This window comes from Aliiroseovarius sp. F47248L, assembly GCF_023016085.1.
GTDB lineage: Bacteria > Pseudomonadota > Alphaproteobacteria > Rhodobacterales > Rhodobacteraceae > Aliiroseovarius.
Genome location: NZ_JALKBF010000001.1, coordinates 464,411 through 478,982, shown reverse-complemented (window position 1 = coordinate 478,982; position 14,572 = coordinate 464,411). Strand labels below are relative to the sequence as shown.

Annotated in this window: 11 protein-coding genes; 1 reads left to right on the top strand and 10 read right to left on the bottom strand. The window is 54.0% G+C overall.

Going from position 1 to position 14,572, the window contains the following annotated elements; translation table 11 throughout:
- Positions 1-23: 23 nt before the first annotated feature.
- Positions 24-782: an alpha/beta fold hydrolase gene (locus MWU51_RS02420; protein ID WP_247034251.1), complete on the top strand. Its 759-nt coding sequence runs from the start codon at positions 24-26 to the stop codon at positions 780-782.
- 248 nt (positions 783-1,030) lie between these two features.
- Here the strand turns inward: MWU51_RS02420 and MWU51_RS02415 are convergent, their stop codons facing one another.
- From MWU51_RS02415 to MWU51_RS02370, 10 genes are all read right to left on the bottom strand, one after another.
- Positions 1,031-2,494 (bottom strand): TniQ family protein, encoded by a 1,464-nt coding sequence (locus MWU51_RS02415; protein WP_281502633.1) that lies wholly within the window; start codon positions 2,492-2,494, stop codon positions 1,031-1,033.
- The gene (locus MWU51_RS02410; RefSeq protein ID WP_247034246.1) at positions 2,491-3,468 is read right to left on the bottom strand and encodes a TniB family NTP-binding protein; all 978 of its coding nucleotides are present in this window, start codon (positions 3,466-3,468) and stop codon (positions 2,491-2,493) included. The genes MWU51_RS02415 and MWU51_RS02410 overlap by 4 nt, the downstream gene beginning before the upstream one ends.
- Before the next feature lie 2 nt (positions 3,469-3,470).
- Complete coding sequence (locus MWU51_RS02405; RefSeq protein WP_247034244.1) at positions 3,471-5,669, bottom strand: hypothetical protein; 2,199 nt, start codon at positions 5,667-5,669, stop codon at positions 3,471-3,473.
- On the bottom strand, positions 5,669-6,352 hold the full coding sequence (locus tag MWU51_RS02400; RefSeq protein ID WP_247034242.1) for a hypothetical protein: 684 nt from the start codon (positions 6,350-6,352) through the stop codon (positions 5,669-5,671). Before MWU51_RS02400 ends, MWU51_RS02405 begins: the two co-directional genes overlap by 1 nt.
- Before the next feature lie 666 nt (positions 6,353-7,018).
- Positions 7,019-7,594: a transposase gene (locus tag MWU51_RS02395; protein ID WP_247034239.1), complete on the bottom strand. Its 576-nt coding sequence runs from the start codon at positions 7,592-7,594 to the stop codon at positions 7,019-7,021.
- Positions 7,595-7,810: 216 nt separating this feature from the next.
- On the bottom strand, positions 7,811-8,899 hold the full coding sequence (locus tag MWU51_RS02390) for a hypothetical protein (RefSeq protein WP_247034237.1): 1,089 nt from the start codon (positions 8,897-8,899) through the stop codon (positions 7,811-7,813).
- Between the two features lie 987 nt (positions 8,900-9,886).
- Positions 9,887-10,342 (bottom strand): hypothetical protein, encoded by a 456-nt coding sequence (locus MWU51_RS02385; RefSeq protein WP_247034235.1) that lies wholly within the window; start codon positions 10,340-10,342, stop codon positions 9,887-9,889.
- Positions 10,323-10,835, bottom strand: a complete 513-nt coding sequence (locus MWU51_RS02380; protein WP_247034233.1) for a hypothetical protein — start codon at positions 10,833-10,835, stop codon at positions 10,323-10,325. Before MWU51_RS02380 ends, MWU51_RS02385 begins: the two co-directional genes overlap by 20 nt.
- Positions 10,836-11,510: 675 nt before the next feature.
- Positions 11,511-11,930 carry a Cu(I)-responsive transcriptional regulator gene (gene cueR / locus MWU51_RS02375; RefSeq protein ID WP_247038660.1) on the bottom strand — a complete coding sequence of 140 codons (420 nt, stop codon included), beginning with the start codon at positions 11,928-11,930 and terminating at the stop codon, positions 11,511-11,513.
- A gap of 13 nt (positions 11,931-11,943) precedes the next feature.
- A complete protein-coding gene (locus MWU51_RS02370; RefSeq protein WP_247034231.1) occupies positions 11,944-14,451 on the bottom strand; it encodes a heavy metal translocating P-type ATPase in 2,508 nt (835 codons plus the stop codon).
- Positions 14,452-14,572: the final 121 nt, after the last annotated feature.

The following is a 14,572-nucleotide window of genomic DNA, read 5'->3' as shown; positions in this document are numbered from 1 at the left end:
CTGTTGCCAAGCTATCAAACCCCATGCTTGAATTACAGACATACGGCACCGACACGGTGCAGCCGCCGGTTCTGATCGCACATGGCCTATTCGGCTCGGCGCGGAACTGGGGTGTCATTGCAAAGCGCATGTCAGATACCCGCCGCGTGGTCGGTGTGGATATGCGAAATCACGGCTCAAGCCCTTGGATCGACAGTCATAGTTATCCCGACCTTGCCACCGATCTTGCCGAAGTGGTTGCCACGCTGGGCGGCACGGCAGATCTCATCGGTCATTCAATGGGCGGTAAAGCAGCGATGGTCTTTGCGTTGTCTCAACCCGAAATGGTACGTCGACTTCTGATCGCGGATATCGCCCCCGTCGTCTATTCGCACAGCCAGCAGTCCATGATCACAGCCATGCGCAGCATTGACCTGTCACAGGTCGAAACGCGCGCAGATGCCGACAGACAGTTGGCACATGCAGTCGATGAAGCTTCGGTGCGGGCTTTCCTGTTGCAATCACTGGATGTCAAGGCACGCGAATGGCGTCTGAACCTGGATGTGCTAGAGCGTGATATGGACCTGATTGTCGGTTTCCCTGACGTTCACGGGCTATTTTCCGGTCCTACCTTGTTTCTGTCTGGGGCGACGTCCGACTATGTCCTGCCAGACTATCGAGCTACGATCAAAGAGCTGTTCCCAAACGCGAAGCACGCAAAGATCCCGCAGGCCGGACATTGGCTGCATGCCGAAAAACCACGCGAATTTGAAGCCTCGGCGCGCGCATTTCTGGGCGGATGACTGCTTGTTCAACCACCTGATACTGTTGTCTTCAGAGCATGTGATATCGCTTGAAAATCGGGGCAAAGTTGTCTCGATGTTTCAAAATTTTCCCTTACTTTACAATACCTTAATTTCTTCAAATTCTGAATAGGAGCAAAGATCCCGCGAAAATCGGGCAAAGATTTCGCGATCGAAGATAAAAACCCAACAAAAAAGCCCGCCAAAGCGAGCTTAGAACAACGCGGTTTTTTGGAAAATCAGGCAGATTATCTGCTGGCGATCAAGGCGCTGACATCGACATAGATGGACGAAATTCCTGTCCTTTCTGGATGCCGAAACCCTGGGCTTTTTCCGTCCAGAATGTTCTGAAAAAGCAGCTCGAACCGCCCTGCCCCTCGCTGACTTGCATAAGATAACTGGTGAAGCGTGTCTGAGGACAAATCTTCAAGGACAGGTAAATCACTGATGCGTGTCAGGATATCATCCAGGTGTTTTTTGCCGAAAACCACATTGCGAACAGAACCCCGCTCAGTCCTCGGAACTAACGGAAGGATTGCACCGATCCTATAGAGCGTTTCGACCTGCCCCTTCGATGCACCTAGATATGTGGGCACATCGTGAAGCGGAATCGCGCTCTTGAACGCTTCAATCAGGGGAACTGTCTTCTCTGCCTCGAAGATCATGTTTCCGGCATCGATTTCGGTCGCGTCCTCAGGTATCAAACCAAGCTTTTTTAGGAGGCGGGCAAGACGAGGGCGACGAATGCCGACTGCAAAGGACAGGCTATACAGCGTATGAAACTTCCGTTCAGAGATTTCCAAACCAAGCAACATTGTACCAGGCTCAACGGCGGTGTTCTTGACGATATGGTCCCGAAGAATGTCACGGATTGGACCGGGGTCAATGGAATTGCTCCGTCGGTCGAGCCAGTCATAAAGCTTGCCATAGTGGGCCAGTGGACCTGCCTGCACCGCCGTAGCTGGTGACTGCGCACGTATTGTGTCGAGTGCTTCTTCTACAGCGCCGCGGCCGTCGACATAGATCGAAAAACCGATATCTGTCGCCTCTTCCATCTGCGCCGAAGAGAGGTTCTTCAACGCAACCTTATGTCCATGTTGCAGAACTGCGCCGAGCATCTCTGATGCGCCGAGAACCTGCTCCAGTGATTGGCCTTCAAGCCATTTACTTTCATCAGGAAACCCAGATGTCAGACGCGCACGCAACCAGCTCAGGTACTCAGGAATTTCAGGCGTCGCTGGGCGCCGCGCCTCAATCCTATGCTGCCCAGTTGCGCGACGGACACTGGTTTCTCCGCGAAACGGGACGTCCTCCAGCCACAACGAATGCAGGTCGCAGCGGGCCACATGGCGAAAGCCCCAGATCACCCGAAACCGCCGATCAGCAATGTCTCCGTCTTCCTCCAAGCAGACAGGGCAGCACCGGGCCACGCGTGGGCTCAGAAAGTTCTTGGAGACCGGCTCTCCACGAAATGAAGCTCCGCGCTGCAAGACACGAATGGCCGCCTTGTGGGCTTCGACTTGGTGCAATCCCGTGGCCCCTGCAAAGGCTGAGACCGCGTCCTCGCGTCCGGATGTAAAATGCTCAATATTAATCCCAAGATCTTTGACCAGACGCTCCATACCGCAGCCTGTGTGCATCATCGACAACCGGTCTGCATACGACAGCAATGTTTCATCTCGATCAAAATTAAGGCTTGGCCAGAGGGTCATGACTGCCCCCAACCGATCGCCGTTAATTCTGTCCTCACAGCATCCCAATCGCCCCCATCGAATGGGGTCACATCGAGACCCGAGTTCGATTTACGGTAAACACGTTCGGCAGCGGCCAAAGTGATGGCGTCCTGTTTTCGCATCAGTGCGGCGCGTAAGATGTCCTTGCCCAAAGCCACGCTTTTTCCGATCTGACCCTGCTCAGCAAACAAGATACGCTCGGCAATCGCATCCTCTTCTGCGACCTTTACCCCCATAACCCCAGCACATTTCATAAAGTTCTTACCAAAGGTTGCAGCGCTACGAGAGCCGGGGCGAATTTTGCTCAGAGTGTACTCACTGAAACGACGGAAGGTCTCCCCACTTTCTTCTGACATGATCGCTGTTCTCAAGCTCGGAACACCCGCGATAATTAGGGCCACCCTGTGCTCGGATTGCACGATATGTTTCAGCGCCTGAATGGCGGCGGGCCTGTCTCGTCCTGCACCAGCGCGAAAAATGTGGTGACACTCATCAATGATCAGTGCTTTGATGCCGACGAGACCAAAGCGATGCCTTGCCATCTCCCAGGAATCCGCGGCACGCAGCTTTGGGTTTACTTTCTCATAGCCGGTCTTCGCCAGAATAATCTCCCCCAGTTTCTTGATTGTCGCCTCAGGCGGGACCGCGATGTAGAGTGCATTGCCACCCTCATTGACTTTGAATTCGGTCAAGACAGGGTCCACCCGGAGGGCCCGTTTCAACAACGCGGTCTTACCGTTCCCTGATTGACCAAGGACCATTAGCCCCTTAGTTTCATCGGTTAGCGGATCATGATGCGGTTCAGCTGTCCTTTGGCCGTCATCATCCATCTTAAAGATGTCGATCAGACTGTCTTCAAAATCGCGTTCAACTCCAAATTTCCAATATCTTTGGTCCAGCCAAGCTAATTTTTCGGTCAAAGAGACCGGGATGTTATTCTTCATTTCGTTCATTTTTACTCCATTGAATCGTCGTCATATTCGGGGTTGCCGTCGTCTAAATGGCTCGCCAAATTCGCTTTTGGTTCGGCCCTATTACGTGAAACCTGATCAGTACCGCTGTCCCGATCATCAAGTAGACCGCGATAGGGTCCAGCTTTGTGACGCCGCTCTGCCGTGTCAGCGTGACGGATGAACCTTTCAACGTCCTTGCGTAGCTCGGCAGGTGTCTTGGGGAGAGATATCAGCCCTTTTAGCCGTTTCAGCCGGACGGACTCAGCGGTCACATCCAAGAGAAAGTCGCGCCGAGCGCGCCGTTCTTCAGGGTCTTCACCTTCTTGTTCATCAAGCCATTCGAGCAAGTCTGTGTCGGTCTTGCCGATCCACCTTTCGTCTTTAGCCGTGACAGTGAACCAGGGTCCGTCGTCACAGCGGGCGCTGATGGTACCGATGTCTCCATCCCAACGGAGGAACTCAAAGTGCTCCACCTCGGTGTCCACGAACTTCTCCAGAAGAGCGTCAATCTGATAGTCGATGTGACAGATACGAAGACCATTGCGGCTCAGCTTCCGGCGACCGGGAACCCCGAAAACTTCACGCATTTCGTCGCTTGTCAGGGAACGGGGATGGCATTCATTGATCGCCTTCTCCCAAGCCTGTCTCGGCGACATGCCAAGCCCCTCATGTTTTTTGGTGTGATAGGCATCGACCGTCCAACGTGTCAGCCAGCCCAAAAAAGCCTCCAATGTCAGCGTTGCGCGCTCAGCGGGATCGTTATCTGCACGTTCGACCACGTTGCTGAAGGCACGTCCAGAAAAGCGAACCAATAGATCGCTGTGGATGGTGCGAAAGACGCGTTCAATGAACGGCTTCAACCAAGGCTTGCCCGCAGGTGCGCCCATGTTGGTAATCCCGAGGCTGCTCAGAATTTCGTAGGCATCGTCGGTGACGTATCCCGGGCCACGGTCCAACACGACCATTTCGGGAGCGCCAGACATTGGCCAGTCGAACTTGGCGCCGGCCGCGTCCGCGATCGAATTCTTATCCGAGTAGATCATTTCTAAGGTGTGACGCAGCGGACTTTCAGTGCCAGCTGGCACAATCTGAAGTGCAAGCAGGCAGCGTGTATGTACGTCAATTGCCGCAGATAGCGTCACCCGCCGCGCAGCCCCGTCTAGGCCAAGTATATCTTTGATCGATCTAGGCAAATGCTTGAATAGTTTGGTGCATTGCATGAGTACGAAGAGATCAACGGTATACTCGTCGATTTCGACACGTTGCAATGCACGAGATGTCTCGATCCCGACGCCAAGGCCGTGGAAATGATTATATGCCTTGTCCCAGCCATGCTTCCGTATCTTATGATCAAGCGGCGCATTTTCCTTGATCAGTTTAAGTACATAGTCATAGCCCGGCCGTGGCATTTTGGCTTCTGGGATAGGCTGGCGCTCACGCCGTTCGTTTTCAGCATCAATCCACGCTTGGACGCTTTCGACCACCGACTTTACCGTGGGTCGCTCTTCATCCAGCAGCTCGAGTATGATGCTTACAATCGTGGCACGGGTGGCGTCGTCATAACGCTGGTACTTCCCGCAGTTTCGATAATTGTCGAACAGGCCATCATCGCCATGATCACGCCATAGCCAATACCACTTCCACATCGTGTGTCCGCATTTGAAGCCGTGGTGAAAATCAATAGCTTTCTCGCGTTCTTTCTTAGACCTTTGAGATCGCGTGCCCCCGCGCTTGCTATCGCGGATTGCGAGCCCAGCGAGATATTTGTCATAACGAAATTTACCATGCGCGACGATGTCAATGATTTTGTCGTCGAAATCGTCGCGCACAGGACGCAACATTCCGGTATCAAGCATTTCCTGAATAGCCAGTACGTATTCTTTTCTAAATCGCTGTCTAGCGACTTCCCGGGCTAGTCTTTCAACACGTCGGATGTGCGTCTTCGGATCGTGTGCATGGGCGCGCGGGCGCCTCAGTATTTTCAGGGTGCCGAATTTGTTCTCCGTGACGATCGCGTCATAGGACATCACACCACAGTCTGAGGCGTGGCACTCGCCTGTATCCGGATTTGTCCACTCGTCCCAGAAAATCAGATAACCTTCATCGCGCAGCTCGAGGACTCTGCCTGACCGCACACCAATGGCAAACTCACAGTCCTTCTCCAAAAGGACTTTGACCTTTTTCTGGAAGGGGGCCGCCATTATGCAGCCTCTCCACGCTCAATGAGCGTCTTTCCACGGATCTTCTCGGGGGCGAACAGCCGTGCGTGACCGAAGCGAATGGCCCGAGCTACGCTGAAGAAACCGCGCCCACCGAGTCCTACACTTGCAAGGAATTCACTGATTGAAATCGTTGCGTCAAGCCGAGACAGGCCCTCTGTGACGATCTTATCGATTTCAGGTTCTGGTTGGCGGGCGGCGTGAAAGAGTTCTGCATTATGCAGCTCGACCGGGCTGATGTTGCGTTCCGTAACAGTCGCCACTGCATCGCAAATATTGCCAATCGCGGCACTCTTCACAGCGCCGATCGTTGCTTGGTAGGCATAAGTTGTGGCAATCCGTTCCGGTTTAACAGAGATGCAAATTCTTTGACCACCCTTTGTAGTGAATCTAAAATCGAAGAAATGCTCACTCGAGGTGCCTCTGGGATGGCTAAATGGCAGTGATGCCAACTGCTCTTCGATATCGGCAAAGTCGTCGCGATAAATTAGGCAGATCGCCGTCTTGAATTCCGTGTAGCTGGCAAATCCAATGCGCTGAGGTTTGCCATTGATATTGTTATAGACAAACTCACCGACGAAATGGCCTTTTGAAGATTTTGGAATCTTGCGGACAGCGCGGCTCTTCGCCGGCGTCAGCATCAAGTGCTTTCTGGCTGCGCTCATAACCCTGTGCCTCCAGCACCGTGGCGGCCGCCGAATGAACTTCCTTCAGAGCGTTTTCCCATGGCCTCGCAGCGCCCGTACGCAATGCGACAAACACCACATTTGGGTTGTCTGCCGGGCAAACACCTTGCACCTCGGTTACCACTTATTGACCTCGGGATCGCCGCTTGATATTTTGTCTCGTCACCCATCGGGCACGTCTCCACTGGTCCGCGCCATCAAGATCCTGGGCGGTTATTTTTATTTATGAAGTGATGAACAGGACTTACTTTCCAAAGGGCCTCGAGGACCTTTTCGGTGTAGCAATCAACGTCTGGGCCCAAGGGCCATCACTTCGTCACGCCACGTACACGACGCAGTATTTGTTTACGTCTCCGTGACTGGAGATCTGATCATGGCCCATAAAGGACCGTTCATTTCAAGACAGGCTCAAAATGCACTTTCGCATCGTTGAGTCGAGTCATTTTTTATATTCAATTCATGTACTTAGCGAAAATCTTGACTGCTATTAAAACCTCAAACACACAGGTGCCTCCGATTTTCAAAGCTTAGTTCGTTTTCGCATTCACATCAGACATGAACATCCTTTGACCGATACCTATGGTGAGGCTTTAAATCTGGGAATAGGTCAGCAGAAACGAGATGTGGACGGACTGTCTACTTTGTTCAAATGCCTGACTGACCGGTACCGTGTGTCTGAAGGGCTTCAAGCAGCCAGAAGAAATGATCACGTCCACCCAACTCAATATTTGGTGGTAGGTTGATTGCCTCTGAGCAGATGCAGCGGCCAATGTGACCACCATCTTCAAGCAGAAGTTCATCCGTCAACAATTTGAGAATACGGCGCGCAGTTTCATAGGCCAATCCATGGCGATCTTTGAAATCATGCGCCCCGATGATGTCGAAGCTGCTCATCGTTGCTTTGCGTTTTATGATGTCCTCGGCAGCTAAGAAATATGTGAGCAGTTTTTTGTTCGCGCCATGTGCAAAAGTTCCGGCTGTCGCGGAAAAATGGTAGGCACATTTTCGGCAGCGATATGTTTTTCGCGCACTTTTCGGTGCGATATCTTGTGCATCGCACCGCGGGCAGAACACCCCGGACTGCCACCGCACTGCCTCGAAATGATCAACACAAGAATCACTATCTTGAAACTTAGCTTTTACCCCGCCTTCAGGAAGGCGATGAGCCAGCGACATCCAATGGATGCGCTCAATATCGCGTATGGACAAACCAGACTGCATGCTCACTCCATTACGAGAGTTATTCAGGCTCTAAAAGAGCAGCAACCCCATTCCGTAAAGCAGCATTTCATGCAACGTGCGGCGAAGGTCGGCTGTGAGCCCAAAGTACCGGATGCTGCAGCGCGAACGAATGTCGGCTTTATGGAATTGCTCAGTCTCTCGCTTTGCGGACTGCACGTTCTCAACACTGACTTCAGTCACCCCAGAGGGTCTGCGCTAGGGCATCACAACAGTCGAGGGATTCTTTGCAAGTATTTCATCGAACGTTCTACGAACGATTTCCGGATCGCTGGCGCAAAGACGGTTGCCCGGAGTCACAACTCTTACAAGTACTAGGTCATCTACAAGAACTTCGATACTTGTTCCACTCTGACTCACACGGCCTTTCAGACGCTCTGTATTGCGAGTGATGTATGCGCCGCGCATTGTGCCGTCAGCTGATCTCGGCGATGCCCAACGAAGGCCAGTGTTCTTTGCTTCATGGAGGCCGACAGGCGATGCAGATATTTCTATGCTCAATCTGCAACCGTCAATTTCGAAGGTGGTACTTGCGCTTGGACTAGAGCGGATCACCATGGGAAGAGTCATCCCCATACGCAAAGCATCGGAAGGCAGAACGACCTTCATTTCGGCGTTCGGCGATGTCTCAATCATGTTGGCGAATTGTCGCGATTGATCGTCAAGAAGCGCCAACAGCTCATTGATTGCCTCCGCGTGTTCACGTGCTTGAACTACAACTTCCTCGGACTCGGAAGACAAAAGGGCCTGCGCGAATGCATCTATTGAAGCTGGCCCATTTGCAATTGAGGCTTCAGACCGATTTCCATCAGCAGTGAATGCAAGCACGTCAGACGCGCACCCATGAATACTCACCCCTGCTCGCTGTACTTGCCATGCCCCGCCTTCAAAAAATCGGAACAGATTGGGTTTAATCCTACCCTCTTCGATGCCTTGTTGATTATGAGTAATCGACGTGCAGAAAACGGTGGAAGTCGACGGATCGACGAGCAAATGAGCATCAAGCGACTGCTCTTCATGCTCGCAATGGACATGCACGCTCGGAATGAGTTCGAAAACTTCAGTCGTCGCTGACCTATTGTTTTCCTCACATTTCCAGCCAGGAGCGGATGGTATCAGAGCAACGAGGTCAGCTTTAATCTCTTGGGCTACCGCCTTCACAGCAGCGCGAGCCTCCTCAACCTTTGGCTGGAGGCTTTCGAGAGGCGACATGTCCTGGGCCAGCGACGCATTTGTCCAAACGAGGAGCGGGACGATCAAAAAGAGTATTTTTCGGAACAGGTTCATGTTTCCCTCTCTAAAGCGGCCTCTCAGAACCTGCTAGTTTCTCATGTTACAAGGACGCTTTTTCTAACGACATTCATAGATTGACCTTGCTTGTTGCGTCAATTCTGTCGCCATCTGTAAAGATCGCGGATGGTCCACCAGAAAGCAGACATTTGTGACGATCTGATGGACATCGGCTTCGTCCGCGCCTTTCGAGTCCGATCACTGCGCAGCGAAAGGGCTTAGTATCCCGAACCCGCCATCCGTACTTTCCGCAGCGAAGGTGTCGAAGGAGCCCAGATTCACCTATGCTGCGCAGCCATTCAATGTCTGCTAGCGTTCGGAGCATATCAGTGACAGGATTCGGAAATGCGAAGAAGAGTTCTTTCTTGGGGAGCCGCTTTAGTTGCGGTGATTGCAGTTGGTGGTTACTGGCTTCTTTTTCCGCCGCTTCCAAGGCCGCCAGAGATTGCACGAGACCTTCCGAGTAATTTTGCCGAAGCTGATGAGGAGTTTGGTAGTCGAGTTAAAGCAGCATTCCCACTACCTCTCGCGGTGGATGACCTAGCAGCTCGTTTGAACGAGCAAGGGTTCTCCGTGAATACAGAAAACAGCCTTGCCGTCTTCGAAAAGCGAGGGTTCCCATGCTCACTAATCTGGCGAATTCATTGGGAAACCGAAGACGGGTCAGTCAGCGCCCTTTCCTCAGTATACGGCGGAGTATGCCTGTAACGCGGCTTGCCCCTCACCGAAAGCAGCCATTGGCGCAGCCGCAGCGAAAGGTCGGCTTCGTCCCGCACAACGGACAATCATACTCCCGACTATGAATGTCCGCTGCGAGAAGTGACATGCCGCTGACGACCCACAACGACCAGACAAGAAATGAACGACAATGTGTTATCACTCCCTCGACCCGATCAACCGAGAGCCGGTCAAATTCTGCTAACGGTTTCATTTGTTAAGGAAATCGACGCCCGTTAAATGCAACCACCAGCTGTCATACATATGTCAGTCTGAGCTTGTGCCATCTGATCTTTTTGCCATTTGATAGGAGACCATGCGATCAGCAAATTCTTGAAGCTTCTGCTCTTCCGCAGCCGTCAGCTTGACTTGAAATTTTGACGGTTGTGGCGGACCGATGAACTCGGTTCGATCTTCCATCAACTCTTCGTAAGTCATCATCTTCATCTCAATGGTGACCGGGCGCCGATCATGTCCTTGTTCATCAAACCATGGTTCAAAAACACCACACGATAATTCGTCAATCAGCTCGATGAGCAGCAAGCGTTCATCGTTGTGCATCATTTCATAGTTCACAAAGCGCCATTGGCGTTTGTACGCTTCAAGCGCGTGCCAGGGTGTGATGACGTCCGTTTTGTACCACAACAAGTAAAACAGCTGAGGGAACTTCACCGGGTCGATTTCATCTGAACGTCGTTTCATATCAAAAATCCAGGTCTTCATCGTTCCATTCAGTGCCATCAGAAGACAGTGGCGGTGTCAGGCTGTTCAGAAAGCCCTGCCATTCTTGCTTCAGCTCAAGAGCTGGCTTTTCAGCTTCACGAGCTTCAACAGCGGTAGGCCGCAGAGCTTTGATCACGTCCCAGAGGTTGAAGTAGTACATGGGCTGCCCACCCGGCAGTTTGTCGTAAATGAAGTCAGTAACCTCCGGCACCAGAGAGCTCTTGTGAATGCGGTCCTGGCCTTCGTCTAAGAGATCCAGCGCATGCCTGAGCGCGCTCGCACGCAGCACATCGAGCTTACGAGCTTCGTCAAATGTCGGTGCCAAGTTGTCGACAATGTCAGCATTCGTGAGCTGCGTTTTACGACCAGATCGCTCGCAGATCATCTGCATGAGGTGTGGCGGTGTTGTTGTGACGTTAGCCAGGTCGTATCGCGGCTGTTTGAGCGCGTACTCGTACAATTTGGCTCTGTATTCTGAGAATATGGGCATCATCTTCCTCCGTCACTTTCGCCATTTACAACAGACCGGAGAGGCATTCTGATGAAGTTCACTGATAACTACATCCATTGGCCAAGCCGATCAGCTTAGGATGGTGCAAAGAAACGATCCTCCCTGGCTGGGGGCTACGAAACAATCTTAAAAGCATGATTTTATGCGGCGACACCGCGGAGAGCTAGCTTTTTCGCAAGGCTCACATGTTCAGATTTCGCGTTATTTCATTAGGCTCTGCCTTCCATAACCGACATTCATTTACCAGTTTTTCGCAAACCGAAATGATTGAAGGAAATTGCAAATTTGCACCAGGGTGCATTTCTTTCTCACCGTATTTCGTTGGACTAAACTGTCTGCTGGAGGTCCAATTCTCGGGGGCGCCTCGTAGATGATATGGAGGGAGCTCAGGACTCACTTACGAAGTGAACCCTCTGTTCATGCCTGATCCAAGTCATACAGACAAATGCCTTTGCCGGTCCTGAGGATATTGGAAATCCTCGGGATCTAGGATCAGGCTTTGTTTGGTTGGTTTGCGGCGGCATATATGGTGACAAAAGCGCGGATGCGGTCATATGCGTTCTTGCGCCGCTTGTTACCTTCCCTTTGGCGCATGACTCGTACGTCTTGGTCGCGTCGATCGGCCCCAGCAGCCAAATCTATACCCGCCTGCCCGTCCTAACTGGTCTCGTTCAGCAATGCGATTTCCTCCGGTGTTTTTGCAAGATCGGCCAAGATGGGGCAGTTGGGTCGGTGATCTCCCGCGCAAGCATCCACCAGGCGCGCCAGCGTTGCGCGCATTTCTGTCAACTCGTTTATTTTCCCGTCAATCTGATCAAGATGCTCTTCGGCGATCTGCTTGACCTCAGCGCTGCTGCGATCATCGTCCTCGTAGAGCTTCAGCAGATTCCGGCAATCTTCAATGCTAAATCCGAGTGCTCGGGCTCGTCCCAAGAATGCCAACTTGTGTACGTCGCGGTCACGAAAGCTGCGATAGCCATTGGCGCTGCGCAACGGCGTTACCAATCCGATATCCTCATAGTAGCGGATTGTCTTGGCTGGTAATCCAGATCGGTTTGCGACATCTCCGATATTCATTTTGATATCCTTCTTATTCGGCTGGAACAGGGGAAAGGCTGGCTGCGGGGTGAACATTCTTAGTCTCGTCCATGGCGGGGCGAACGCTGCGAAGCCGCAATGCGTTGGTCAGAACAAAGACCGAGGAGAGCGCCATCGCTCCCGCAGCCAAGACGGGCGACAGCAACAGACCGGCTACCGGATAAAGGACACCCGCCGCCACGGGGATCAGCGCGACATTGTAGCCGAAGGCCCAGAACAGGTTTTGCCGAATGTTGCGCATGGTGCGGGTGGAGACTTCGAACGCATTAACCACACCGCGCAGATCGCCCGACATCAGCACAACGTCGGCGGATTCGATGGCCACATCGGTTCCGGTTCCGATGGCGATGCCTACATCTGCATGGGCGAGAGCCGGGGCATCGTTGATCCCGTCGCCGACGAAGGCGATTTGCCGCCCGTTCCCGCGCAATTCGTCCAGTGCTTCGACTTTGCCATCCGGCAATACGCCTGCAATCACGTGGTCGATGCCTGTTTCACGAGCGATTGCTTCTGCGGTTTCGCGTTTGTCACCAGTGATCATGGCGACCTTCAGCCCCAGATTGTGCAGCGCGCGGATGGCCGCTGCACTGGCAGGTTTTACGGGGTCGGCCACAGCAATCACGGCGGCCAAACGCCCGTCGATGGCTGCAAAAAGCGCGGTGCGGCCTTGCTCTGCGAGACGCCGTTCTTCATCGGCCAACAGGCCAATCTCAACCCCTTCGCGTGTCATCAAGCGGTCGGCTCCGACCAAGACGTCACGTCCAGCCACATCTGCACGTACGCCGTGCCCTGTGATAGATTTGAATTTTTCGATCTCATGTCGTGCGACGTTTTCAGCACGCGCGGCCCGAACGATAGCATCGGCGACAGGATGTTCCGACTGCTCTTCGACCGCAGCGATAAGCGCCAAGACCTCGGCCCTCTCAAACCCGTCGGACAAAACCAGATCGGTCAGTTCGGGGCGGCCCTCGGTCACGGTGCCGGTCTTGTCGACGGCCACGACGCTGACGTTGGACAATTGCTGCAGCGCATCACCCTTGCGAAACAGCACTCCCATCTGCGCCGCACGTCCGGTGCCGACCATGATCGAGGTCGGCGTGGCCAAACCCATCGCACAGGGGCAAGCGATGATCAGCACGGACACGCCGGCCACAAGAGCATAGGAAAGCGCTGGGGAAGGGCCGACGACCAGCCAGACCAGAACGGTCAGCGCCGCAAATACCATCACTGCAGGCACGAACCACAGCGTGATCCGGTCCACCATGCCCTGAATCGGCAGCTTTGCCCCCTGCGCCTCTTCGACCATGCGGATGATCTGCGCCAGTGTGGTGTCGGCGCCGACGCGGGTGGCGCGGAACTGAAAGGCGCCGGTGCCATTGACGGTGCCGCCGGTGACCGGATCGCCAGTCGTCTTGGCCACGGGCACCGGTTCGCCCGTAATCATGCTTTCATCGACGCGCGCGCTGCCGTCGGTCACTTCGCCGTCCACGGCAATCCGCTCGCCTGGGCGCACGACAAGGATATCGCCCGTGCGGATACGTTCGATGGCAACATCTTGTGGCTCCCCATCCACCAACACTCGCGCGGTGCGCGCCTGCAGGCCCAACAATTTCTGGATCGCCGCCCCGGTGCGGCCCTTGGCCCGTGCTTCCATCCAGCGGCCAAGAAGGATCAACACCACAATCACGGCAGCCGCTTCGAAATAGACGGCCCGCGAGGCTTCGGGCAGCAGATCCGGGGCAAACAGCGCCACCAACGAATAGAGATAGGCCGCCGAGGTGCCGACCGCGACAAGGCTGTTCATATCCGGCGCCCCTTTGAATAAGGCCGGAAAGCCCTTGGTGTAGAAGGCGCGACCCGGCCAGGCCAAAACAACCGTGGTCAGCACGAACTGAATCAGCCAGCTTGTCTGATGCCCGATGGTGCGCCCGATCAGGTCATGCGCCCCCGGCACCACATGCGCGCCCATTTCCAGCAAAAAGACCGGCATGGCAAAGGCGGCGGCCAGCGCGGTTTTTCGCGCCATCGCCCTGGCCTCGATGTCTTTGCGGGCGCTGCGATCCTCGGCAACGGTCTCTTCTGCCGGTTCCGCCGGATAGCCCGCCTCCTCGGCCGCCTTCAGCAGATCGGCCAGCGCCACGACACCTTCGGCGTAGCTGACGGTCGCGGTTTCCGAGGCGAGGTTGACGTTGACATCCAGGACGCCCGGCACCGCCGCCAACGCCTTGTCCACCCGCCCTACACAAGAGGCGCAGGACATTGAGGCCACATTCAGACGCACACTTTCGGTCCGCGCAGGATAGCCCACCTCGTCGAGCGCCAACATGATGTCGGATAACCGCTCAGGTGCATCGACCGTCGCCTGCACGGTCTCGCTGGCGAGATTCACATGGACGTCATTAACACCCGGAAGCGCTGACAGGGTTCGCTCGACCCGTCCGACGCAGGAGGCGCAGGTCATGTTTTGCACGGAAAGCCGAAGGGTTTGAGAGGTTGACATGGACGACTCCTGAGTATGTTTAACCCATAGATAGGGGTTCCACTTACTGGAAGGTCAATAGGGTTGCGGGTATTTCCTCGGCCCTTGACCTTCCCACGGTGGAAGACCTCACTTAAAGGAA

What these genes read in the sequence shown, in the direction of transcription:
- MWU51_RS02420 (WP_247034251.1), top strand. Translation starts at nt 24, where the DNA reads ATGCTTGAATTACAGACATACGGCACCGACACGGTGCAGCCGCCGGTT.
- MWU51_RS02415 (WP_281502633.1), bottom strand. Translation starts at nt 2,494, where the DNA reads ATGACCCTCTGGCCAAGCCTTAATTTTGATCGAGATGAAACATTGCTG.
- MWU51_RS02410 (WP_247034246.1), bottom strand. Translation starts at nt 3,468, where the DNA reads ATGAACGAAATGAAGAATAACATCCCGGTCTCTTTGACCGAAAAATTA.
- MWU51_RS02405 (WP_247034244.1), bottom strand. Translation starts at nt 5,669, where the DNA reads ATGGCGGCCCCCTTCCAGAAAAAGGTCAAAGTCCTTTTGGAGAAGGAC.
- MWU51_RS02400 (WP_247034242.1), bottom strand. Translation starts at nt 6,352, where the DNA reads ATGAGCGCAGCCAGAAAGCACTTGATGCTGACGCCGGCGAAGAGCCGC.
- MWU51_RS02395 (WP_247034239.1), bottom strand. Translation starts at nt 7,594, where the DNA reads ATGCAGTCTGGTTTGTCCATACGCGATATTGAGCGCATCCATTGGATG.
- MWU51_RS02390 (WP_247034237.1), bottom strand. Translation starts at nt 8,899, where the DNA reads ATGAACCTGTTCCGAAAAATACTCTTTTTGATCGTCCCGCTCCTCGTT.
- MWU51_RS02385 (WP_247034235.1), bottom strand. Translation starts at nt 10,342, where the DNA reads ATGAAGACCTGGATTTTTGATATGAAACGACGTTCAGATGAAATCGAC.
- MWU51_RS02380 (WP_247034233.1), bottom strand. Translation starts at nt 10,835, where the DNA reads ATGATGCCCATATTCTCAGAATACAGAGCCAAATTGTACGAGTACGCG.
- cueR (WP_247038660.1), bottom strand. Translation starts at nt 11,930, where the DNA reads ATGAATATCGGAGATGTCGCAAACCGATCTGGATTACCAGCCAAGACA.
- MWU51_RS02370 (WP_247034231.1), bottom strand. Translation starts at nt 14,451, where the DNA reads ATGTCAACCTCTCAAACCCTTCGGCTTTCCGTGCAAAACATGACCTGC.